This window comes from Aquitalea magnusonii, from assembly GCF_002217795.2.
Taxonomy (GTDB): Bacteria; Pseudomonadota; Gammaproteobacteria; order Burkholderiales; family Chromobacteriaceae; genus Aquitalea; species Aquitalea magnusonii_B.
Window position 1 is genome coordinate 870,376 of record NZ_AP018823.1, and the last position, 23,166, is coordinate 893,541.

The following is a 23,166-nucleotide window of genomic DNA, read 5'->3' on the forward strand; positions in this document are numbered from 1 at the left end:
TCAGTGCTGCGTGGGCTGTAGCACGGTTTCCTGGGTTTCCGGCAGCATGTCGGGGTAGTCCCGGCTGTAATGCAGGCCACGGCTCTCCTTGCGCAGCAGGGCGGAGCGCACGATCAGTTCGGCGGTCTGCACCAGATTGCGCAGTTCGATCAGATCGTTGGTGACGTGGAAGTTGCTGTAGTACTCATTGATTTCTTCCGATAGCAAGCGAATCCGGCTCAGTGCCCGCATCAGGCGCTTGTTGGTGCGCACGATGCCGACATAGTCCCACATGGCACGACGCAGCTCGTCCCAATTGTGCGAAATCACCACTTCCTCGTCAGTATCGGTCACCTGGCTGTCATCCCAATCCGGAATCGGCGGCAGCGCAATATCGGGGGCCGCCAGAATATCCTCAGCCGCAGCCTTGCCGATCACCAGGCACTCCAGCAAGGAATTACTGGCTAGGCGGTTGGCACCGTGCAGGCCGGTGCAGGCCACTTCGCCCACCGCATACAGCGCGTCCACATCGGTATGGCCGGTAAGGTCAGTCACCAAGCCACCACAAGTAAAGTGAACGGCTGGCACCACCGGAATCGGCTCTTGCGTGATGTCGATGCCCAACTCCAGGCAATGCGCATAGATATTGGGGAAGTGCTCTTTGATGAAATTGGCTGGCTTGTAGGAAATATCCAGATAAACACAATCCAGACCATGCTTCTTCATTTCGAAGTCAATCGCACGCGCCACCACGTCGCGCGGTGCCAGTTCGGCCCGCGGATCGTGATCCGGCATGAAGCGGGTACCATCCGGCAATTTCAGAATGCCCCCTTCGCCACGTACCGCTTCGGAAATCAGGAAGGACTTGGTATGCGGATGGTACAGGCAAGTCGGGTGGAACTGGATGAACTCCATATTCCCCACCCGACACCCGGCGCGCCAGCCCATGGCAATGCCATCGCCAGTTGCCGTGTCCGGGTTGGTGGTATAGAGGTAAACCTTACCAGCCCCACCGGAAGCCAGCATGGTGTGCTTGGCAGCAATAGTGACAACCTGATCCAGCGTCTTGTCCAGTGCATAAACGCCATAGCAGCGCTTGCCCTCCAGACCCAGCTTGCGCGAGGTAATCAGGTCGATGGCAATGAAGTCTTCCAGTACCGTGATGTTCGGATGTGCCTTGATCTTCTGACCCAAGGTGGATGTCACCGCCGCACCGGTCGCATCGGCAGCGTGAATGATGCGGCGATGGCTGTGGCCGCCCTCGCGAGTCAGGTGATAACCCGTCTTGTGGGTATCATCGCGGGTAAACGGCACACCCAGCGCAATCAGCCAGTCAATCGCCTCCTTGGAATGCTCCACAATAAAGCGCGTGGCCTCTTCATTACACAAACCGGCACCGGCAATCAGGGTATCGCGGATATGCTCTTCAACAGAGTCTTCCGTATCCAGCACCGCGGCGATGCCGCCCTGGGCATAAGTCGAACTGCCTTCCAGCAGATCACGTTTGGTAATCAGGCCAACTTTGCGTGTGGCAGCCAGATGCAAGGCCAGCGTCATGCCGGCCAAACCACTTCCGATAATCAGAACATCAAACTTGAGCATGGCAGATGCCGCCGTCGGGGCGGAGTAGGGCAGTTTGCAGAAGGCTCAAGATTAGCAGAACCGCCGTCAGGCGGCATCTGCGTTGTCGCCATCTATAGATGAGCAGCATGGTCCGGTATTGGCCGATGAGAAATTGCCGCCACATCCAGGCAGGAAAACCGCTGAAAACAGGCTAAGCAGTGAGCGAAAAGATGCCGAAACCCGCTTTTTGCGCCAGTTTCCCCTGTGGGTCAGCATCAGGATGGAGGCCAGTGCGCCGCGGCCTGTGCGCCCGCAGCAAAACAGCCATGAAACCCGTATTTCATAAAGTATTACCGTTCAGTGACTTAGCGGTCTGCGGGACGGAATTTTGGCAAATCCTGCAGATTTATTCGCACAAAGTGTTGACGAGGGTGGGGCAGGGCGGTATAGTTCGCCTCCTCAGCAGACAACGCAGCGACGGAAACGAAACGCAGCGACCTGCACCGCTCTTTAAAAAACAGAATAACCGATAGGTGTGAGTGCTTGGCGAAAGCCAAATACTTGCACTGCAAGACAAGAAATACTTGTTATTTTCTTTGATCTTGCGTGCCAGAAATTTGCTATGAGATTGAACTGAAGAGTTTGATCCTGGCTCAGATTGAACGCTGGCGGCATGCTTTACACATGCAAGTCGAACGGTAACAGGGAGCTTGCTCCGCTGACGAGTGGCGAACGGGTGAGTAATGCGTCGGAACGTGCCGAGTAGTGGGGGATAACTATCCGAAAGGATAGCTAATACCGCATACGCTTTGAGAAGGAAAGCAGGGGATCGCAAGACCTTGCGCTATTTGAGCGGCCGACGTCTGATTAGCTAGTTGGTGAGGTAAAGGCTCACCAAGGCATCGATCAGTAGCGGGTCTGAGAGGATGATCCGCCACACTGGGACTGAGACACGGCCCAGACTCCTACGGGAGGCAGCAGTGGGGAATTTTGGACAATGGGCGCAAGCCTGATCCAGCCATGCCGCGTGTCTGAAGAAGGCCTTCGGGTTGTAAAGGACTTTTGTCAGGGAGGAAATTCCTAGCGCTAATATCGCTGGGGGATGACAGTACCTGAAGAATAAGCACCGGCTAACTACGTGCCAGCAGCCGCGGTAATACGTAGGGTGCAAGCGTTAATCGGAATTACTGGGCGTAAAGCGTGCGCAGGCGGTTGTGTAAGTCTGATGTGAAAGCCCCGGGCTTAACCTGGGAACTGCATTGGAGACTGCACAGCTAGAGTGCGTCAGAGGGGGGTAGAATTCCGCGTGTAGCAGTGAAATGCGTAGAGATGCGGAGGAATACCGATGGCGAAGGCAGCCCCCTGGGATGACACTGACGCTCATGCACGAAAGCGTGGGGAGCAAACAGGATTAGATACCCTGGTAGTCCACGCCCTAAACGATGTCAACTAGCTGTTGGGGGTTTGAATCCTTGGTAGCGTAGCTAACGCGAGAAGTTGACCGCCTGGGGAGTACGGCCGCAAGGTTAAAACTCAAAGGAATTGACGGGGACCCGCACAAGCGGTGGATGATGTGGATTAATTCGATGCAACGCGAAAAACCTTACCTGGTCTTGACATGTACAGAACTTTCCAGAGATGGATTGGTGCCCGAAAGGGAGCTGTAACACAGGTGCTGCATGGCTGTCGTCAGCTCGTGTCGTGAGATGTTGGGTTAAGTCCCGCAACGAGCGCAACCCTTGCCATTAGTTGCTACCATTTAGTTGAGCACTCTAATGGGACTGCCGGTGACAAACCGGAGGAAGGTGGGGATGACGTCAAGTCCTCATGGCCCTTATGACCAGGGCTTCACACGTCATACAATGGTCGGTACAGAGGGTAGCCAAGCCGCGAGGTGGAGCCAATCTCATAAAACCGATCGTAGTCCGGATCGCACTCTGCAACTCGAGTGCGTGAAGTCGGAATCGCTAGTAATCGCAGATCAGCATGCTGCGGTGAATACGTTCCCGGGTCTTGTACACACCGCCCGTCACACCATGGGAGTGAGTTTCACCAGAAGTGGGTAGGCTAACCGTAAGGAGGCCGCTTACCACGGTGGGATTCATGACTGGGGTGAAGTCGTAACAAGGTAGCCGTAGGGGAACCTGCGGCTGGATCACCTCCTTTCTAGAGAAGGCGATCGTCAAGTATTCACAGCCTATCGGTTATTCGAGATTTTAAGGGTTTGACTGGGTTTGTAGCTCAGCTGGTTAGAGCACTGTGTTGATAACGCAGGGGTCGAAGGTTCGAGTCCTTCCAGACCCACCAGTTTGGGGGATTAGCTCAGTTGGGAGAGCACCTGCTTTGCAAGCAGGGGGTCGTCGGTTCGATCCCGTCATCCTCCACCACCTCAACTCAAACAAAAACGCATCTGGAAACGTTGTTTCCGGGTATCTTTTTGTTTGCGTTGAATTGACCGCAAGGTCGAACGCCCGATCTTTAACAAACTGAAGAAGCCGAATTAATTAGACGGCGAAATGAAATGCATGAAGTTAACTCTGCATGCAGGACAAATCGTCATCTTGGGAATTTGATTGTATCTAATGTCATGTCGCCATCACAAAAGGGGCGGTGTGACATGTCGCACAAACACAATCCTGTCGGATTGGTAACTCAGGTTACTGAAATGATAGGGTCAAGCGACTAAGTGCATCTGGTGGATGCCTTGGCGATCACAGGCGATGAAGGACGTGTAAGCCTGCGAAAAGCGCGGGGGAGCTGGCAATAGAGCTTTGATCCCGCGATATCCGAATGGGGAAACCCACCCGCAAGGGTATCCCAGACTGAATACATAGGTCTGTGGAAGCGAACCGAGTGAACTGAAACATCTAAGTAACTCGAGGAAAAGAAATCAACCGAGATTCCGTCAGTAGTGGCGAGCGAACGCGGAATAGCCTGTATGTGATAGAGATTGAGATAGTGGAAGGACCTGGAAATGTCCGCCATAGTGGGTGATAGCCCCGTACACGAAATTTCATTCTTGGTACTGAGCATACGAAAAGTAGGGCGGGACACGCGAAATCCTGTCTGAAGATGGGGGGACCATCCTCCAAGGCTAAATACTCGTGATCGACCGATAGTGAACCAGTACCGTGAGGGAAAGGCGAAAAGAACCCCGGGAGGGGAGTGAAATAGAACCTGAAACCGGATGCATACAAACAGTGGGAGCCTCGCAAGGGGTGACTGCGTACCTTTTGTATAATGGGTCAGCGACTTACGTTCAGTAGCAAGCTTAACCGCATAGGGGAGGCGTAGGGAAACCGAGTCCGAATAGGGCGCTTTAGTTGCTGGGCGTAGACCCGAAACCGAGTGATCTATCCATGGCCAGGATGAAGGTGCGGTAACACGCACTGGAGGTCCGAACCCACTAGTGTTGCAAAACTAGGGGATGAGCTGTGGATAGGGGTGAAAGGCTAAACAAACTCGGAGATAGCTGGTTCTCCCCGAAAACTATTTAGGTAGTGCCTCATGTATCACTTCCGGGGGTAAAGCACTGTTATGGCTAGGGGGTCATTGCGATTTACCAAACCATGGCAAACTCTGAATACCGGAAAGTGCGAGCATGGGAGACAGACGGTGGGTGCTAACGTCCATCGTCAAGAGGGAAACAACCCAGACCGCCAGCTAAGGTCCCAAATGATCAGTTAAGTGGTAAACGAAGTGGGAAGGCCCAGACAGCCAGGATGTTGGCTTAGAAGCAGCCATCATTTAAAGAAAGCGTAATAGCTCACTGGTCGAGTCGTCCTGCGCGGAAGATGTAACGGGGCTCAAACTGATAACCGAAGCTGCGGATTTGCACGTAAGTGCAGATGGTAGGGGAGCGTTCTGTAGGTCTGTGAAGGTGTCTCGTAAGGGATGCTGGAGATATCAGAAGTGCGAATGCTGACATGAGTAGCGATAAAGCGGGTGAAAAGCCCGCTCGCCGAAAGCCCAAGGTTTCCTACGCAACGTTCATCGGCGTAGGGTGAGTCGGCCCCTAAGGCGAGGCTGAAAAGCGTAGTCGATGGGAAACGGGTTAAAATTCCCGTACTTTTGTGTAGTGCGATGTGGGGACGGAGAAGGTTAGGTCAGCGGCCTGTTGGAATAGGTCGTTCAAGCCGGTAGGCGTGAAGGGTAGGCAAATCCGCCCTTCTTTAACGCCGAGAAGTGATAACGAGGGTCTACGGACCTGAAGTGACTGATACCACGCTTCCAGGAAAAGCCACTAAGCTTCAGCTACACAAGAACCGTACCGCAAACCGACACAGGTGGGCAGGATGAGAATTCTAAGGCGCTTGAGAGAACTCAGGAGAAGGAACTCGGCAAATTGATACCGTAACTTCGGGAGAAGGTATGCCTGTTGTGGTGAACACCCTGCGGTGGGAGCTACGACAGGTCGCAGAGAATCGGTGGCTGCGACTGTTTATCAAAAACACAGCACTGTGCCAACACGAAAGTGGACGTATACGGTGTGACGCCTGCCCGGTGCTGGAAGGTTAAGTGATGGGGTGCAAGCTCTTGATCGAAGCCCCAGTAAACGGCGGCCGTAACTATAACGGTCCTAAGGTAGCGAAATTCCTTGTCGGGTAAGTTCCGACCCGCACGAATGGCGTAACGATGGCCACACTGTCTCCTCCTGAGACTCAGCGAAGTTGAAGTGTTTGTGAAGATGCAATCTCCCCGCTGCTAGACGGAAAGACCCCGTGAACCTTTACTGTAGCTTTGCATTGGACTTTGAAGTGGTTTGTGTAGGATAGGTGGGAGGCTTTGAAGCAGGGACGCTAGTTCCTGTGGAGCCGACCTTGAAATACCACCCTGACCCCTTTGAGGTTCTAACCTTGGTCCGTTATCCGGATCGGGGACAGTGCATGGTAGGCAGTTTGACTGGGGCGGTCTCCTCCCAAAGTGTAACGGAGGAGTTCGAAGGTTACCTAGGTACGGTCGGAAATCGTGCTGATAGTGCAATGGCAAAAGGTAGCTTAACTGCGAGACCGACAAGTCGAGCAGGTGCGAAAGCAGGACATAGTGATCCGGTGGTTCTGAATGGAAGGGCCATCGCTCAACGGATAAAAGGTACTCCGGGGATAACAGGCTGATACCGCCCAAGAGTTCACATCGACGGCGGTGTTTGGCACCTCGATGTCGGCTCATCACATCCTGGGGCTGTAGCCGGTCCCAAGGGTATGGCTGTTCGCCATTTAAAGTGGTACGTGAGCTGGGTTCAAAACGTCGTGAGACAGTTTGGTCCCTATCTGCAGTGGGCGTTGGAAGTTTGACGGGGGCTGCTCCTAGTACGAGAGGACCGGAGTGGACGAACCTCTGGTGTACCGGTTGTCACGCCAGTGGCATTGCCGGGTAGCTAAGTTCGGAAGAGATAAGCGCTGAAAGCATCTAAGCGCGAAACTCGCCTGAAGATGAGACTTCCCTGAGGGCTAGACCCTCCTGAAGAGTCGTTCGAGACCAGGACGTTGATAGGTCGGGTGTGGAAGCGCTGTGAGGCGTTAAGCTAACCGATACTAATTGCTCGTGAGGCTTGATCCTATCATTTGAGTGGCTTGGGAAACCGAGACCGGATGGATAGTGAATGTGCGACGCGATCAAAGATCCAAGATAAGATACCTAATTAATTCAGTGATTCAGACGAAGTCTGGATGACAAAGCTTCTTCAAGTTTGTTGACAGTTTATGTCTGGTGGCCATAGCGAGGTGGTCCCACGCCTTCCCATCCCGAACAGGACCGTGAAACGCCTTAGCGCCGATGATAGTGTGGCATTCGCCATGTGAAAGTAGGACACTGCCAGACTCCCCTTACAGAAGCCCAGCTCAATCGAGCTGGGCTTTGTGCTTTGTGGCGCGGGCAGCAGCTTGGTCTGAACCGTCGTCTTTATTGCTGAGTCTTGTGAAGCGTATGTCCTGCGACTGACCGGCTAAGCAGTACTACGCTGTCGCAGCCAGGCAGGCAAGGTTACAATACCGGGCCGGATTACGGCCTGATAGCCGCTTTGTCATCTTGCCAGCCTGAGAGAGTATGTTGCCTGACTTCCCGCGAAAACGACTGCACTTGTTTGTCCTGCTATGGCTGGGTGTGGCGCTGATAGTTGGCATGCAGTGGGCAATGTCGGAGTATCAGCGCATTCAAGAAGAGTTTGACCGTAGTGCACGCTTGGCGCACGGTGTCATCGCGCGGAAGCTGGACCAGAATGAATCGGTGCTTGCGGCGGTTGATGCTCTGTTATTGTCGCGGCAGAAGTTTGACATGCCGGTACTGAAGTCTTTCTCGCACCAGTTGTTGGCGCACTATTCCCAGCTTTACACCTTTGAGTTCTTCCAGAACGTTACCCGTGACAATCGCTCGGCATTTCTTGAAGAGATGCAGCAGCGCTTTGGCAAAACTTTTTTCATCCGTGATTTTGATATTTCGGGACGGCGTAGCTGGTTGCCGGCACCGGTGCGTGACCAGCACCTGGTGGTGACCATGATAGAACCCGACATTCCGGCAGCCAGTTCGGTATATGGTTTTGACGTGTTGCATGAGCCGCGCTTTGCTGCCGACATGCAACGCGCAATCCGCACTGGCCGGAAAGTGGCGTCGGCCCCCTTTGACCTGTACGAAGGTGGACGAGTTTATCTGCTGATGCAGCCGGTGTTTCTGGGGCGGGCGGCAGGCGCGGGGGCTGCCGGCCGTGGAACCCTGATCGGGGTGGTTGCACTGGTGGTGTATTGCGAGAAGTTGTTGACCATTGCACCCAATGAAGGTGTTCCCAATGATCTGGATCTGACGATTCAGACTGTGGGTAATGGGGGGGCCGCCATTTACAGTGCCATTGGTAAGCATCAAAGCAGCTGGCTTCCTGCGCTGTCTCGCCTTGAAGTCAGCCTGCCACTGGTCAGTGAATCCCAACCGTTTAGTCTGCGCGTTGGCAAGGATGTCTTTCTGGCTGACTTCAAGCTGATCGGCCTGCTGCTGCGTGAGGGTTTGATCCTGTCGCTGGTGATTTCACTGTGGTTGATTTACAGCCAGCGTCTGGCCATGCGCAAGGCGCAAAGCCAGGCAGATGAGGCATTGTTTCTGCAAAGTGAGCGGGCGGCCGTGGCACTCAATGCGGTGCATGATGGCGTGATTATCCTGGATACACAGCAGCAGATTGAAATGGCTAATCCCATGGCGCTTTCCCTGCTGGGGGTGAGCCGTGAGGAGGTGGTCGGTCAGCCGTTTCAGAATGCATTCCGTCTGATTGGCGAGCTGTCTTCCGAGTTGGCCGAGGACCCGATCAGCGAATGCTACCGCGAAGCGCGTACCGTGGTGTTGCCCGAACGGATGCAGTTGGCGACAGCCCGAGGCCATGTGCGACTGGTAGAGGGGGCGATTGCGCCGCTGTTTTCCCGCAGTGGCAGCCTGACGGGTGTGGTATGTGCGCTACGTGATATGGGGCCGGTACGCCAGCGTGCTGCCGAAGCACTGGAAGCCAGTGAGTTGCGGGTGAAGGAGCATCTGGAAAAGCTGTCTCATGTGGCGCGCCTGCACACCATGGGCGAGATGGCGTCGGGCATTGCGCATGAAGTGAATCAGCCACTGACGGCCATTTCCAATTACTGCCAGGCGTCCTTGCAATTGCTGGAGTTTGGCGAGGAGAGTCGTCCGCAGATTGAGTCTGCCCTGCGCCTGGCCGTGGCCCAGGCTGATCGTGCCGGTGAAATCATCAAGCGGCTGCGCGCGCTGGTGAGCAAGCGGGCGATGGAAATCCGCCTGATCGACCTGAATCAGGTGGTGGGCAACTGCATGTTCCTGGCTGAGTATGATTTGAAAGAGCGCAGCATCGAGATGGTGCAATTACTGTCGGTTTACCCGATGGCGGTGATGGCGGACAGCATCCAGATGGAGCAGGTGGTGCTTAACCTGTTGTCCAATGCCATGGATGCGCTGCGCGACGAGCCGGTGATGAAGCGCCATATCATCATTCATACCCGGCGCGAGGGTAAGAAAGCCATTCTGGAGGTGCGCGATACCGGGCGTGGCATTTCGCCGGAGTCGCTGGAAGTGTTGTTCCATCCCTTCTTCTCCACCAAGCAGAATGGCATGGGCCTGGGTTTGTCAATTTGCCAGACCATTGTGGAGCAGTATGGCGGGTTGATCAGTGCGGAGAACATTCCGGCCAGCGGTGCCTGCTTCCGTATCGAACTGCCTCTCTCGCAGACCGTGACGGCACCCGATGCCGCGCCAAGCGCAGCCGCTTGATGCCGTGCTATCCGGGTACAAAAAAGAGCCGCATTGCGGCTCTTTTGCATGGTGATGGGCAAGGACTCAGCGTGGTTCCACCACTACTTGGGTGCGCTGGGCGCGCTCCTCGCGCGGCGTGATGCCAAAGTGATTGCGGTAGGTGCTGGAGAAATGCGGCCCGCTGGAGAAGCCACAAGCCAGGCCGATTTGCACGATGGACTTGCTGGTTTGCTGCAGCAACTGGCGCGCGCGGCTCAGGCGCAGCTCCAGATAGTATTTGGACGGTACGGTGCTGAGGTACTGCTTGAACAGGCGTTCGAGCTGGCGGCGCGAGACGCCGACGTAATAGGCGATATCGTCGGTAGTCAGCGGCTCTTCAATATTGGCTTCCATCAGGCTGACCGCTTCGGTCAGCTTGGGCTGGCTGCCGCCAATGCGGGTAGCCAGCGGAATGCGCTGGCGTTCATTGCCAGGCCGGATGCGTTCAATGCTGAACATTTCCGACAGCCGGGCGGCAAATTCGTGGCTGTGCTGACTGCCTACCAGTGACAGCATGAAATCCAGGGTGGCGGCTCCGCCGGCACAGCTCATGCGGCAGCGGTCGATTTCGTACAGATTGGACGAAACAATGACTTCCTGGAATTCCTCGGTGAAGCGGCTGATTTCCTGCCAGTGTATGGTGGCGCGAAAGCCGTTGAGCAGACCGGCACGGGCCATCCAGTAACTGCCGCAGCCAATACCGGCAATGGGCAGCTTGTCGGTGTGCAGGCCGCTGATGCTCTTGAGCAGTTCGTCCAGATTGACATCGATGGTGATGTCATCGGCCAGGATGAACAGGCCATCCAGTTTGGGGGCATAGGCCAGCGGCAGGTCCACCGGCAGTTTCAGCCCGTTGGACATGGCTACTGGCAGGCCGTTGAGCGACAGCGGCAAAAATTCGTACAGCTTTTTTTCGGCCAGTTGATTGGCCCGGGTCAGCACTTCGCTGGCGATGGCAAAGTCGGCCATGGAAGCGTGCGGAAGCAGGAGGAAACCGTAGCGTAACGGTTTGGCAGCGTGCATTGATTGACCCATGTTTGCAAAAAGTTGAGCACTATATCAAAAAAGCAGGCCATGCCGCGGGCGGCGTGGCGCTGCTATTTCTGTGTGGCATTGTACGATTTATTTAAGGCTGCCGGAGAGGAATTGTGCAAGCCGCTCGCTTTGCGGATTGACCAGCACTTCGCGCGGGTTGCCTTGTTCTTCGATCTTGCCTTTGTGCAGGAAAATCACGTGATTGGACACTTCGCGGGCAAAGCCCATCTCGTGGGTCACCACCACCATGGTGCGGCCTTCGCGCGCCAGGTCCTGCATCACGCGCAGCACTTCACCCACCAGCTCCGGGTCCAGTGCCGAAGTGGGTTCGTCAAACAGCATGACTTCTGGTTCCATCGCCAGTGCGCGGGCGATGGCCACGCGCTGCTGTTGGCCGCCGGACATATGGGACGGGTATTTGCCTTCCACGTCTTTCAGGCCCACCTTGTCCAGGTATTTGCGCGCACGGGTGATGGCTTCGTCCCGCGACAGGCCCAGTACATGGATGGGCGCTTCGATGATGTTTTCCAGCACCGTCATGTGCGCCCACAGATTGAAGTGCTGAAACACCATGGCCAGCTTGGTGCGGATGCGTTCCAGTTGTTTGTGGCTGGCGGCACGCAGCGCACCGGTTTTCTTGTCGGCCACCAGTTGCAGTTCTTCACCGCCTAGCTGAATCTGCCCGCTATTGGGGTGTTCCAGCAGGTTGATGCAGCGCAGGAAGGTACTCTTGCCCGAGCCGGAGGAGCCGATGATGCTGATTACATCCCCGGCATGGGCGGTGAGGGAGACGCCCTTGAGCACTTCGTGGCTGCCATAGCTTTTGTGCAGGTCGGCAACGCGCAGTTTGATCTCGGTGGCTGGTGCTGCGTTGGTTTGTTTCATGCTTGCAACCCTTGTTCTAAGGTTTCATCTGCCGCGCTTTACATGGCGGCCATTGCTGAAAGAGGGCGGCGTGTTTGCCGCCCACGCTGTCAATGCTTGCGCGGAGCCAGATAGGCCAGCCAGCGTCGCTCTGCCTGCTTGAATAGCCAGACAAAGACAAAAGTGAGTAGCAGATAAATGGCACCCGCAATCAGGAAGGGCTCGAAGGCCATATAGGTGTCGCTGTAGATGCGGCGTGCCACCCCGGTGATGTCGGCCAGCGTGACCAGGCCGGCCACTGCTGTGCTTTGCATCATCATGATCACTTCGTTGCTGTAGGCCGGCAGGGCGCGGCGCAGGGCAGAAGGAATGACGATACGGCGCATCATCAGCCACTTGCTCATGCCCATGGCGCGCGCGGCTTCGATTTCACCCCAATGCGTGGTGCGGATTTGCCCGGCGATGATTTCCGTGGTGTAGGCCGCGGTATTGAGCGTGAAGGCCAGAATGGCGCAGAACCAGGCATCCTGCAGGTATTGCCACAGCCAGCTCTCGCGCACGGCGTCAAACTGCGACAGGCCGTAATAGATGATGAACAACTGCACCAGCAGCGGCGTGCCACGGAATACATAGGTGTACAGCCAGACACTGCCAGACAGCAGGCGGTTTTTCGATACCCGGCCCAGCGCCAGCGGAATGGCCAGCAGCATGCCCAACAGCAGCGATGCGCCCAGCAGCTCCAGTGTCATCACGATGCCGTCGCTGGTGCTGAGCACTGGCTGGCCGTCGGTACCACCCAGAAAGGCCGGCAGTTTGTCGAGGATAAGCTGAAAGTCGATCACAGGCCGTTCTCCTTCAGACCGGTGGAGTAGCGCCGCTCCAGCATGCCCAGCAGGATGTTGGACACACTGGTGATCACCAGGAAGATCACCGCTACCAGCATGTAGACGGTAAACGGCTCCTGGGTATTGGACTTGGCTGCGTCGGCGCGGTACATCACGTCATTCAGGCCGATCACCGATACCAGGGCGGTGGACTTGACCAGCACCAGCCAGTTATTGGTAAAGCTGGGCAGGGCAAAGCGCACCATCTGCGGAAAGGTGATGCGCCAGAAAATGCGCAGCGGGCCCATGCCGTAGGCAGCGCCGGCTTCCATCTGTCCCTTGGGTACGGCCATGATGGCGCCGCGGAAGGTTTCGGTCATGTAAGCGCCGAAGATGAAGCCCAGTGTCAGCACGCCGGCGATAAAGGGGTCGATGTCCGGTGCGGCCCAGCCCATGGCTGCGGCCAGATCGTTGAGCAGCATCTGCACGCCGAAGAACAGCAAAAACATCCATACCAGGTCTGGCACGCCACGAACCACGGTGGAGTAAAGCTCGGCCAGTGTGCGCAAGGGTTTGGAGGGGGCCATCTTGAACATGGCACCCACCAGTCCCAGCAGCACCGAAACCGCCAGCGATGCCGCCGCCAGTTTCAGTGTCAGCACCGCTCCTTCGAGGATGCTGGGAAGATATCCGTGTAAAAACATGTACTACCCCTGTGTTTCCCGGGAAGGGACGGCGCAGGCCATGCTCTGCCCGCGCCACCATGACGGTTTACTTGCCGTAGATGTCGAAGCTGAAATACTTCTTCTGGATCTTGTCGTAGCTGCCGTCGGCACGAATCTGCTTGAGCGCCTTGTTGATGCGGGCCAGCAAGGCTGCATCCGATTTGCGCACCGCCACGGCAGCCCCTTCACCGAAGTACTTCACCTCGTTGTACTCCGGCCCGGCAAAGGCATAGCCCTTGCCAGCCGGGGTCTTGATGAAATCGGACTCACCCACGGCGGCATCAACAAAGCTGGCATCCACGCGTCCGGCCTTCAGGTCGAGGAAGGATTCCGGGGCCTTGGCATAGGACACCAGTTTCGCGCCCAGCTTCACCCAGTTGTCGCGGGCGTATTTTTCCTGGATGGAAGAACGCAATACGCCAATTTTCTTGCCCTTGAACCAGGCGTCATTGATCTGGCTGCCTTGCTTGGCCACCAGCCGGCTGGGCATGTTGTAGTACTTGTCCGAGAAGCTGACGACTTTCTTGCGCTCTTCGGTGATGTTCATCGAGGCGATGATGGCGTCGAACTTGCGCGCCTGCAGGGCAGGGATGATACCGTCGAAATCTTGCGGCACCACTTCGCAGGTCACTTTCATGGCAGCGCACAGGGCCTGGGCGATATCGGGGTCGAAGCCCTTCATCTTGCCGTCCGGGCCTTGCTGGGAAAACGGCGGGTAACTGGCATCGGTGGCAAAGCGCAAGGTTTCGCCTTGGGCAGCAGCAGCCATGCCGAGCGCGCACGCGCCCAGCACCATGAGGGACTTGAACATGGTTTCTCCGGTGGGTCTTGTTGTGGTATGAGGCAAAGCCCGCCGGCAGCCAGGCTGCCGGCGTGGTCAGTTCTTCATGCAGCAGACGTGGCTGGCTTAGCCGCCGTAAACGTCAAAGCGGAAGTACTTGTCCTGTACTTTCTTGTAGCTGCCGTCCTTGCGGATCTGCTCGATGGCTTTGTTGATGCGCGTGACCAGAGCCTGATTGCCCTTTTTCACGGCAATGCCGGCACCCAGGCCGAAGTACTTCACATCGGCATAATTGGGGCCGACAAAGGCATAACCCTTGCCGCCGTCGGTCTTGAGGAATTCCTGCTCACCAACGGCACCGTCCACAAACACCGCATCCACGCGGCCGGCTTTCAGGTCGAGGAAGGATTCAGGAGACTTGGTGTAAGCCACGATGGTGGCACCGTTCTTGCCCCAGAAGTCGCGGGCAAATTTTTCCTGGGTGGAGGCGCGCAGCACGCCGATCTTCTTGCCCTTGAAGGAAGTTTGCGACACCTGGGTGTTGCTCTTGGCAATGATGCGGCTGGCGATGTTGTAGTACTTGTTGCTGAAGTCGACGGCCTTCTTGCGCTCTTCGGTGATTTGCATCGACGACAGGATGGCATCGAACTTGTTGGCGTTCAGTGCCGGGATCAGGCCATCCCAGTCTTGCGGCACGATCTGGCAACTTACCTTCATGGCCGTACACAGGGCGCGGGCCATGTCGATGTCGAAGCCTTCCGGCTTGCCATCAGCACCTTGCTTGGAGAACGGCGGGTAGTTGAGGTCTACACCAAAGCGGATGGTTTCTGCGTGGCTGGCAAAACCGGACAGGCTGACGGCTACGGCAGCCGCAAAAATAACCTTCTTCATATGTGTCTCTGCTTCTCGCATGCAGGGAGCAAGCGTGCGGCTTGTTCCCGTGGTCTTACTTTGTAAACCCGGCGTGGATGGGGTGGCTGCCCTGAGACAGCACGGCCGGAACCTGTTGTTGTTATGCCTGCATGCGCCTCCGGTGAAGACGCCAGGCAATGGTGGCATGGAAACTCCTTGCCCAACAATCAGTCGCATTTGGCGCGGATAGCAGCAAATTGCGAAGGGGCGCATTCTACGCCAGTTTGTATACATTGTGAAACGTCATCAAAATCATGCACTTATGTGTTGATTGTTGGATTGTATACAATGTAGGCTGTCACAGCCTTTTTGTAATTGGCCGTCGCATTGCTATAAGGCAAATAGTGGGAGAAAAACCAGCACCGCAACTGCGGCTGTTTTTTCATGCTGCACTGCATCCCATCTTTCTGTAAGTCGATGTCGCATTAAGGAAATCCCGCGGGTAGCGGGCTTACTACAATGCCCCGACACAAACCGTGCATACAACAAGAGAAGCCCCATGTCGCTTACCAACAAGACCGAACTGGCGAGCCTGATTGCCGATATTCAGGCCGTTGCCCAGAGCAAGCTTTCACCCAAGGAGACACAACAACTCGCCGGATTCTTCCCGATTTACTTTGAAGAAACCGAACATGCCGATCTGCGCCAGTTTTCCTCGCTGGACCTGTTCGGTGCCGCACTGGCCCATTTCGAGTTTGCGCGCAAGCGCAGCGCCGGCCAGCACAAGGTGCGTATCTATACTCCCGATTTCGAGCGTGATGGCTGGCAAAGCACCCACTCGGTAATTGAAGTCGTCAACGACGACATGCCTTTCCTGATCGACTCCATCTCCATGCTGCTGTCGCGCTACAACATCAATCTGCACCTGTTGGTACACCCGGTGTTGTCGGTGGGTCGCGACAAGAACGGCAACCTGCTGGAAGTAAAACGCACGCAAGACCGCAGCCTGCCGCTGGAATCCTTCATCCACGTGCAGATCGACCGCGTCAGCGATGCCGCCACCCTGCAAAAGCTGGAAGCCGAGCTGAACCGCATCATTGCCGACATCCGTCTGGTGGTGAGCGACGAGCCGAAAATGCGCGCCGTGGTGGGCGACATCGGCAAGGATCTGGCCAAGGTGAAGGGCGAGCGCGCGGTGGAAGCCAAGGAAGCCGTGGATTTCCTTGGCTGGATGGCGGCCAATCACTTCCTGTTCATGGGCTATTGCGATTACGACCTGGTAAAGCGCGACGGCAAGGACAGCCTGAAGATCGTCAAGGATTCCGGCCTGGGCATCCTGCGCGACCAGGGCGACAAGGAATACTCCGCCAGCTTTGAAACCCTGCCGCAAGAACTGCGCGAACTGGCGCACCTGCCGCAGCTGATCATCCTGAACAAATCGCAAACCCGCTCCATCATCCACCGTCCGGCCTATGTCGACTTTGTCGGCATCAAGCGCTTCAACGACAAGGGCGAAGTGATTGGCGAGCGCCGCTTCCTCGGCCTGTATACCGCCAGCGCCTATCAGGCTTCGCCCAAGGACATTCCGCTGGTACGCCAGAAAGTGGCCAGCGTGGTGGCCAATTGCGACTTTGTTGACGACAGCTACAAGGCCAAGACCCTGGGTTTTGTGCTGGAAAGCTATCCGCGCGACGAGCTGTTTGAAATTCCGGCCGATGTGCTGGGGCCGATTGCCGAAGGCATTGTCAGCCTGCAAGAGCGCCCGCGCGTGCGCCTGTTCGTGCGCAAGGACCGCTACCACCGCTATGTCAGCAGCCTGGTATACGTGCCGCGTGACAGCTTCAATACCGAAGTGCGCCTGAAAATCGAGAAGGTGCTGATGACAGCCTTCAACGGCAGCTCGGCGGAATTCAGCGTGCAGATCAGCGACAGCTCGCTGGCGCGCGTGCATTACATCATCCGCACCAATGCGTCCAAGCTGCCGACCTTCCGCGAATCCGACATCGAGGCGGAAATCGCCCGCCTGGTGCGTGGCTGGGTGGAAGAAATGCACCAGCAACTGGTGGAAGTGCATGGCGAAGAAGCCGGCAACCTGCTGTTCAAGCGTTACCGTTCGGCCTTCCCGGTGGCTTACCGCGAAGAATTTGCCGTGCGCAATGCGGTGCTGGACGTGCAATTGCTGGAATCCGTCTCTGCCAGCAAGCCGCTGGCGATGAAGCTGTACCGTCCTTTCCATCGCGGCAATCAGGCATTCAACCTGAAGCTGTTCCGCGAAGGCGAGCCGATGAGCCTGTCCGCCAGCCTGCCGATTCTGGAAAACATGGGCGTCAAGGTGCGTGACGAGCATCCGTACTGCGTAGAGCGCGAAGATGGCTCCGCGGTGTGGATCAGCGACTTCGGCCTGGACGTGGGGGCTTTCTTTGAGCAGATGTCCAGTGAAGTGGTGCAAAAAGACTTCCAGGAGCTGCTGTCCCAGGTGTTTGCCAAGCGTTGCGAAAACGACGGTTTCAACCGTCTGGCGCTGATTGCCGGCCTGGATTGGCGTGAAATCTCGCTGGTGCGCGCACTGGCCAAGTATCTGCGTCAGGGCGGCCTCACCTTCAGCCAGAACTATCTGGAACAGTGCGTGGCCAACTACCCGGAAATCACCCGTCGTCTGGTGGCGCTGTTCGTCGCCCGCCTGGACCCGGTGAATGCCGACGACGCCCGCGCCGACGTGCTGCTGGCCGAAGTGAAGGAGCTGCTGGACAATGTGGCCAACCTGGATGAAGACCGCATCCTGAACGGCTTCCTGGCCGTGATTCTGGCTACCCGCCGCACCAACTTCTGGCAGAAGGCGGCAGATGGCGAATTCAAGTCCTACATCTCCTTCAAGCTGGAATCCAACCAGATTCCCTTCCTGCCGCAGCCGCGCCCGATGTTTGAAATCTGGGTGTACAGCCCGCGTGTGGAAGGCGTGCATCTGCGCGGCTCCAAGGTGGCCCGTGGCGGCCTGCGCTGGTCCGACCGCATGGAAGACTTCCGTACCGAAGTGCTGGGTCTGGTGAAGGCGCAGATGGTGAAGAACTCCGTCATCGTGCCGATGGGTTCCAAGGGTGGCTTTGTCGGCAAGCAACTGCCGGCACCGAGCGACCGTGAAGCCTTCCTGGCCGAAGGCATCGCCTGCTACAAGATCTTCATCTCCGCGCTGCTGGATGTCACCGACAATCTGGTGACCGGCCAGATCATTCCGCCCAAGGACGTGCGCCGTCTGGACCCGGATGATCCGTACCTGGTGGTGGCTGCCGACAAGGGCACCGCCACCTTCTCCGACATCGCCAACGGCATTTCCGAATCCTACGGTTTCTGGCTGGGTGACGCCTTTGCCTCCGGTGGTTCCGCCGGTTACGACCACAAGGGCATGGGCATTACCGCCCGCGGTGCCTGGGAATCGGTCAAGCGCCACTTCCGCCATCTGGGCATCAACACCCAGGAGCAGGATTTCACCGTGATCGGCATTGGCGACATGGCTGGCGACGTATTCGGCAACGGCATGCTGCTGTCCGAACACATCTGCCTGAAGGCTGCGTTCAACCACCTGCACATCTTCCTGGACCCGACCCCGGACGCCAAGACCAGCTTTGCCGAACGTGCGCGCCTGTTCAATCTGCCGCGTTCCAGCTGGGCCGATTACAACCGCGAGCTGATTTCCAAGGGTGGTGGCATTTTCGAGCGCTCGGCCAAGTCCATTCCGCTGTCGCCTGAAGTCAAGGCCTGGCTGGAAACCGATAAGGACCACATGGCGCCGAACGAGCTGATCCATGAAATCCTCAAGGCCAAGATCGACCTGCTGTACAACGGCGGTATCGGTACTTACATCAAGGCTTCCACTCAGAGCCATGCCGACGCCCGCGACCGCGCTTGCGATCCGGTACGGGTCAATGGCAACCAACTGCAAGCCCGCGTGGTGGCCGAAGGCGGTAACCTGACTTGCACCCAGTTGGGCCGTGTCGAATTTGCGCTGTGCGGCGGCCGTATCGCCACCGACGCCATCGACAACTCCGCTGGTGTGGATTGCTCCGACCACGAAGTCAACATCAAGATCCTGCTGGGCGCGGTGATGCAAGCCGGTGACATGACGCTGAAACAGCGTAATGAGCTGCTGGCCGAAATGACTGAAGAAGTGGGTCATCTGGTGTTGCGCAACAACGTGCTGCAAACCCAGGTGCTGGCCATCAAGCGTCTGGAAGCCGCTTCCATGCTGTCCACCCATGCCCGCATGATTGCGCACATGGAAAAGACTGGCGAGCTGAACCGCGAAATCGAATACCTGCCGTCCGATACCCAGATCAACGAACGCCGCCTGGCGCGTCAGGGTCTCACCGTGCCGGAAGTTGCCGTACTGCTGGCCTACAGCAAGATTTCGCTGGATCAGGCCATTCTGGCCACCGATGTGCCGGACGATGCCGACTTCCTGCCGGTGCTGGTCAACTACTTCCCCAAACCGCTGCAACAGCGCTTTGGCAAGCAGATGGAACAGCATCAGCTGCGTCGCGAAATCATCGCCAACCAGCTGGCCAACCAGATCATCAACCGCATGGGCACCACCTTCGTGTTCCGCCTGCAGGAAGAGTCGCCGTTCTCCGCGGCCGACATCGCCCGCGCCTGGTGGATTGCCAGCCGCGTGTTTGATGCGGAAAACCTGTGGGGCCAGATCGAAGCGCTGGACAACCTGATTCCGGCCGACCAGCAAATGCAGATGATGGTGCTGGTGCGTACCCTGATCGAGCGCGTAACCCGCTGGGTGCTGCGCAACAAGCGTCCGTTCACCTCGGTGAATGCCGTGATCGAACAGTACGCCGGCAAGGTACAGGAACTGCTGGCACGTCTGCCGGCGCTGGTGGATGCCAAACAGTACCCGGCCGTGGCCGAGCTGGAAGCCCGCCTGAGCATGCCGAACATGCCGCAGGAACTGGCCCGCGTGCTGGCGCGTCTGGAGTTTGCCGTGCCGCTGATGGACATCATCGAAATCAGCGAAGGCGGCGAACTGTCGCAGGACGAAGTGGCACAGAACTACTTCCAGCTCGGTCGCACCCTGCAACTGGACTGGCTGCGTGACGCCATTACCGGCCTGCCGCGCGACAACCGCTGGCAGTCGCTAGCCCGCTCCGCGCTGCGTGACGATCTGTACCGCCTGCATTGCAAGCTGGCCAAGCTGGCCCTCAGCGAAGCCACCGGCGACAAGGCCTTTGCCGATGCCTGGCTGGCCAAGCGTCGTGGCGAGCTGGAACTGTGCTACCAGATGTTTGCCGAGCTGCAGTCCTTCAGTGTGCTGGATCTGGCCATGCTGTCTGCCGGCATGCGCGAGCTCAACAACCACCTGCTGGCCTGATCAGTCAGCGCAAAGTGAACAAACCGGCCCCCAGGGGCCGGTTTTTTTATGGTGATCAGCACAAAATGCGCTGGCTTTGATGAGAAGCGGCGGACGGCAGCAGGTAAATCCGGCTATCATCCGCACTTGACTCCGGCATCCATCATGCCGAACAGACTGGAATGACAAGATGCAGAACACACAGGCCGACGCTTCCGCACGGGAAGCCGAGCACGCCTGGCGCCATGCCAAGCAACTGGAACAGGCGCTGATCGAACTACTGCAGCAGGCCTTGCCGGCCAGCGGGCTGTGTACCGTGGGCAAGCCGCTGACCGAACAGCAAAAGCGCGGCGAATCCCGCCAGGCGCTGTGCTGCAGCCTGCCGCTGCTGCAAAAGAAAAAGCGCAAGGACACTATTGTCGCCTTCCTGAATTTCCAGATCAGCCTGGCGGGCGACGGCGTGCCACGGGTCGGTCCGGGCGGGCAGGGCGAGCCCTTGGGCCCGGTGCTGCATATTGCGCACTGGACCTGTGAGTTCAGCTTCGATTACGACGCCTACGTCGGCTTCCCCGCCACCGGCTGGCAACCCTGGCTGAATCAGGCAGGCCGCCTGCTGCGCTGGGAAGATGACGAATCGCCGTTTGGCGATGAATGGACCTACAGCCTGCGACTGGATGCCTTGAGCACCGACGAAGGCCTGCTGCGCCGCGTGGTGTTGCAGCCGGTGCTGGCGCTGCTGGAAGGTGCCGCGGCGACAACAGCCTTGCCGGACGATTTGCCGGGCCTGGTCCGCTATGTGGATGTCCCGGCCAAGGACGGCCTGCAGGACTTGCGCGTGTCAGCCTGAAGCTGCACCCGCGCTGATACAAGCAAAACCCCGCCTGGATGTGCGGGGTTTTTGTTTTGTGGCATGGCTTGCTGGATTGTAGATGGCTGCTTATCGAAGATTGACGGTCAACCATACGCCCGCGGTGGCAAGACCAATCCCGAGCCAGGCAAGCCCGGGCATGGACTCCCCGAGCAGCACCCCCGCCGCGATGGCAGCGCAGGGCGGAACCAGGAAAAACAGTGCTGAGACCCTGGATGCAGGGCGATGCCGGACAAGATGGAGGAGTAGCCCAATCGCAATCAGCGAGTTGCCGATCACCAGATAGGCGAGTGAACACAGCATCTCGCTGCGCCACTCTATATGGCCAGACTCCAGCAGCAGGGCGAGTGGTGCTATCAGCAGCAGTCCTACGCTGGTCTGTATCAGTGTGGCGGAAATCGGGTGCATGGAAGCCGACGTTTTCTTCTCGTATAACACTCCCAGAGTCATGCCGGACAGGGCAATACAGCTCAGCGTGATGCCCTGCCACGGCGTTGACTCAATGGCCGATTTTGACAGGATGACAATAGCCGCGCCGGCAAAGCCCAGACTGAGTCCGCACCACTGCTTGCTTGAAACGCGCTCCTTGATCCATATCGGGGCAATGATTGCGACGAGAATGGGCTGCAAGGAGACCATAAGCGCCAGCGCTCCGGCTGATAGCCCTGCCCTGAGTGCAAGATAGGTTCCGCCAAAGTAGATGACTTGAATGCAAACGCCGATTACGCAAACGTTTAGCCAGTCACGGCCGTGATGCGGAACGGGCAGGCGGAATCCAAGCTGGATGGGTAAAAGAATGACAACGACGCAGCCATAGCGCAATGCCAGGAAGGTAAGCGGTTCGATATGCTGCAAACCGATTTTTACTACGGCAAATCCTGTTGCCCACAGCAATAGAAACACTATTGGTGCGGCAACATCCAGCACCATGCGATGCTGCATGAATAGATCAAATTGTCGAAAGGCTGATGAGGGCAGTGACATCGCACTTTCCTTCCTTGGATGTGCATAGATGAATCCGTTGCTGCCCTTATTTGAAAAAAAGGTGTTGCTCTATATGGCAGGCACTCAGCTCGGGCAATAAATCTAAGTGGCTTTACCTACCGTGTAAGCTGGCAGATGTCATGGCTTGAGTGTGAAAGCCTTGGGCATGGCGGCGGATGAGTAGGCCGGCTGCCAGTCGTGCGCAGCATGACCATCGCCATTGATTGCGAGAAAGGTATATGGCTTGCAGTAATCCCGATTAGGGCCGTGCTGCCTTCCAGGCAAACTGGTGGTGGCGCATTTCAAGATGGAAAAAGTTTGTTGCCACGGACTTCTATCGTGCCGCAGTCCGGTCGTGTCATGGCTGACGTAGCCTGGCCTGTCGCGGGGATTGCGCATGAGGGGTTCGGCCAAGTGTCCGATCTTCTCCATGCGTATTGCTGCTAAGTCTTGCAGAGTAGTCGCAGCGCTATGACTGAGCCGTAGCTGGCTCACTGCTGTAGAGCAGGGTGGGGACGCTACTGCCGGGAAAGTCAAAAAGCCCGCAGCGATGCAGGCCAGCCTTTTGCAGTACCCGTGCCGATGCCAGATTATCGGCATTGATATAGCCGACAACCCGCGGTAACTGCAATTGTGTCAGGCCATACTGCACACAGGCAGCCGCAGCCTCGCTGGCATAGCCCAGTCCGCGCCATGTGGGCAGCATGGTATAGCCCACATCAACATCCGCCAGTCCTTCACGCCGGATCAGCCCGCACATGCCGACAGGCTGGTCATCCTCCAGCCTTTCCATGCACCACAGCCCGATGCCGTGCTGCGCATAGCTTGCCAGCGGGCCACGGCTGATGTAGTCGCCGGCATCTTGCAGCGTGTACACCCCACGATCCGAGACATTGCGGATAAAATCCGGGTCAGTCAGCAGGGCCAGCACCAGCGGTGCATCCTGCATGGTGAATTCGCGCAGTCGCAATCTGGGCGTAAAAATGGGTAACATGATTTGCTTTGCATCTGGACAAGGTGCTGGCCAGTTTACTGCATGGTAAGCGCGTTGCGATCAATTCCGCCCA

At 57.2% G+C, this 23,166-nt stretch carries 13 protein-coding genes, 2 tRNA genes and 3 rRNA genes; 8 read left to right on the forward strand and 10 right to left on the reverse strand.

Annotated features, from left to right (window positions below; genetic code table 11):
• Positions 1-1,581 (reverse strand): L-aspartate oxidase, encoded by a 1,581-nt coding sequence (nadB, locus tag DLM_RS04255; protein WP_089083134.1) that lies wholly within the window; start codon positions 1,579-1,581, stop codon positions 1-3.
• 591 nt (positions 1,582-2,172) lie between these two features.
• Between nadB and DLM_RS04260 the strand changes: the two genes are divergently transcribed.
• The 6 genes from DLM_RS04260 (at position 2,173) to DLM_RS04285 (ending at position 9,795) form a co-directional block, all read left to right on the forward strand.
• A 16S ribosomal RNA gene (locus tag DLM_RS04260) occupies positions 2,173-3,708 on the forward strand.
• Between the two features lie 64 nt (positions 3,709-3,772).
• Positions 3,773-3,849: transfer RNA gene (locus tag DLM_RS04265), tRNA-Ile, on the forward strand.
• A gap of 4 nt (positions 3,850-3,853) precedes the next feature.
• Positions 3,854-3,929 (forward strand) — tRNA-Ala (locus tag DLM_RS04270).
• Between the two features lie 285 nt (positions 3,930-4,214).
• Positions 4,215-7,101 (forward strand): 23S ribosomal RNA (locus DLM_RS04275).
• A gap of 146 nt (positions 7,102-7,247) precedes the next feature.
• Positions 7,248-7,362, forward strand: a 5S ribosomal RNA gene (gene rrf / locus DLM_RS04280).
• Together the 16S, 23S and 5S rRNA genes with 2 tRNA genes alongside form the textbook arrangement of a ribosomal RNA operon.
• 312 nt (positions 7,363-7,674) lie before the next feature.
• Positions 7,675-9,795, forward strand: coding sequence for an ATP-binding protein (locus tag DLM_RS04285; protein ID WP_089084111.1), 2,121 nt, complete (start codon positions 7,675-7,677; stop codon positions 9,793-9,795).
• Between the two features lie 66 nt (positions 9,796-9,861).
• On the opposite strand, the gene DLM_RS04290 is transcribed toward DLM_RS04285, so the two are convergent.
• The 6 genes from DLM_RS04290 to DLM_RS04315 all read right to left on the reverse strand — a co-directional run bounded on the left by DLM_RS04290 (position 9,862) and on the right by DLM_RS04315 (position 14,936).
• Positions 9,862-10,839: a GlxA family transcriptional regulator gene (locus DLM_RS04290; RefSeq protein ID WP_089084109.1), complete on the reverse strand. Its 978-nt coding sequence runs from the start codon at positions 10,837-10,839 to the stop codon at positions 9,862-9,864.
• Between the two features lie 99 nt (positions 10,840-10,938).
• Positions 10,939-11,736 carry an ABC transporter ATP-binding protein gene (locus DLM_RS04295; RefSeq protein ID WP_089084108.1) on the reverse strand — a complete coding sequence of 266 codons (798 nt, stop codon included), beginning with the start codon at positions 11,734-11,736 and terminating at the stop codon, positions 10,939-10,941.
• An 89-nt stretch (positions 11,737-11,825) separates the two neighbouring features.
• Entirely contained in the window at positions 11,826-12,557 is a 732-nt protein-coding gene (locus DLM_RS04300; RefSeq protein WP_089084107.1) for an ABC transporter permease, read from the reverse strand.
• The gene (locus DLM_RS04305) at positions 12,554-13,243 is read right to left on the reverse strand and encodes an ABC transporter permease (RefSeq protein WP_089084106.1); all 690 of its coding nucleotides are present in this window, start codon (positions 13,241-13,243) and stop codon (positions 12,554-12,556) included. Before DLM_RS04305 ends, DLM_RS04300 begins: the two co-directional genes overlap by 4 nt.
• 67 nt (positions 13,244-13,310) lie before the next feature.
• Positions 13,311-14,075: an ABC transporter substrate-binding protein gene (locus DLM_RS04310; RefSeq protein ID WP_089084105.1), complete on the reverse strand. Its 765-nt coding sequence runs from the start codon at positions 14,073-14,075 to the stop codon at positions 13,311-13,313.
• Positions 14,076-14,171: 96 nt separating this feature from the next.
• A complete protein-coding gene (locus DLM_RS04315; protein WP_089084104.1) occupies positions 14,172-14,936 on the reverse strand; it encodes an ABC transporter substrate-binding protein in 765 nt (254 codons plus the stop codon).
• Between the two features lie 520 nt (positions 14,937-15,456).
• On the opposite strand from DLM_RS04315, the gene DLM_RS04320 reads away from it, so the two are divergent.
• Complete coding sequence (locus DLM_RS04320; RefSeq protein ID WP_089084103.1) at positions 15,457-20,268, forward strand: NAD-glutamate dehydrogenase; 4,812 nt, start codon at positions 15,457-15,459, stop codon at positions 20,266-20,268.
• Positions 20,269-20,437: 169 nt separating this feature from the next.
• Positions 20,438-21,094: a hypothetical protein gene (locus DLM_RS04325; RefSeq protein ID WP_089084102.1), complete on the forward strand. Its 657-nt coding sequence runs from the start codon at positions 20,438-20,440 to the stop codon at positions 21,092-21,094.
• A gap of 90 nt (positions 21,095-21,184) precedes the next feature.
• Here DLM_RS04325 and DLM_RS04330 read toward each other — a convergent pair whose 3' ends face one another.
• The 3 genes from DLM_RS04330 to DLM_RS04340 form a co-directional block, all read right to left on the reverse strand.
• Positions 21,185-22,099: a DMT family transporter gene (locus DLM_RS04330; protein ID WP_197715502.1), complete on the reverse strand. Its 915-nt coding sequence runs from the start codon at positions 22,097-22,099 to the stop codon at positions 21,185-21,187.
• 138 nt (positions 22,100-22,237) lie between these two features.
• Entirely contained in the window at positions 22,238-22,531 is a 294-nt protein-coding gene (locus DLM_RS04335) for a hypothetical protein (protein WP_089084101.1), read from the reverse strand.
• Between the two features lie 37 nt (positions 22,532-22,568).
• Entirely contained in the window at positions 22,569-23,093 is a 525-nt protein-coding gene (locus tag DLM_RS04340; RefSeq protein WP_197715503.1) for a GNAT family N-acetyltransferase, read from the reverse strand.
• Positions 23,094-23,166 lie beyond the last annotated feature (73 nt).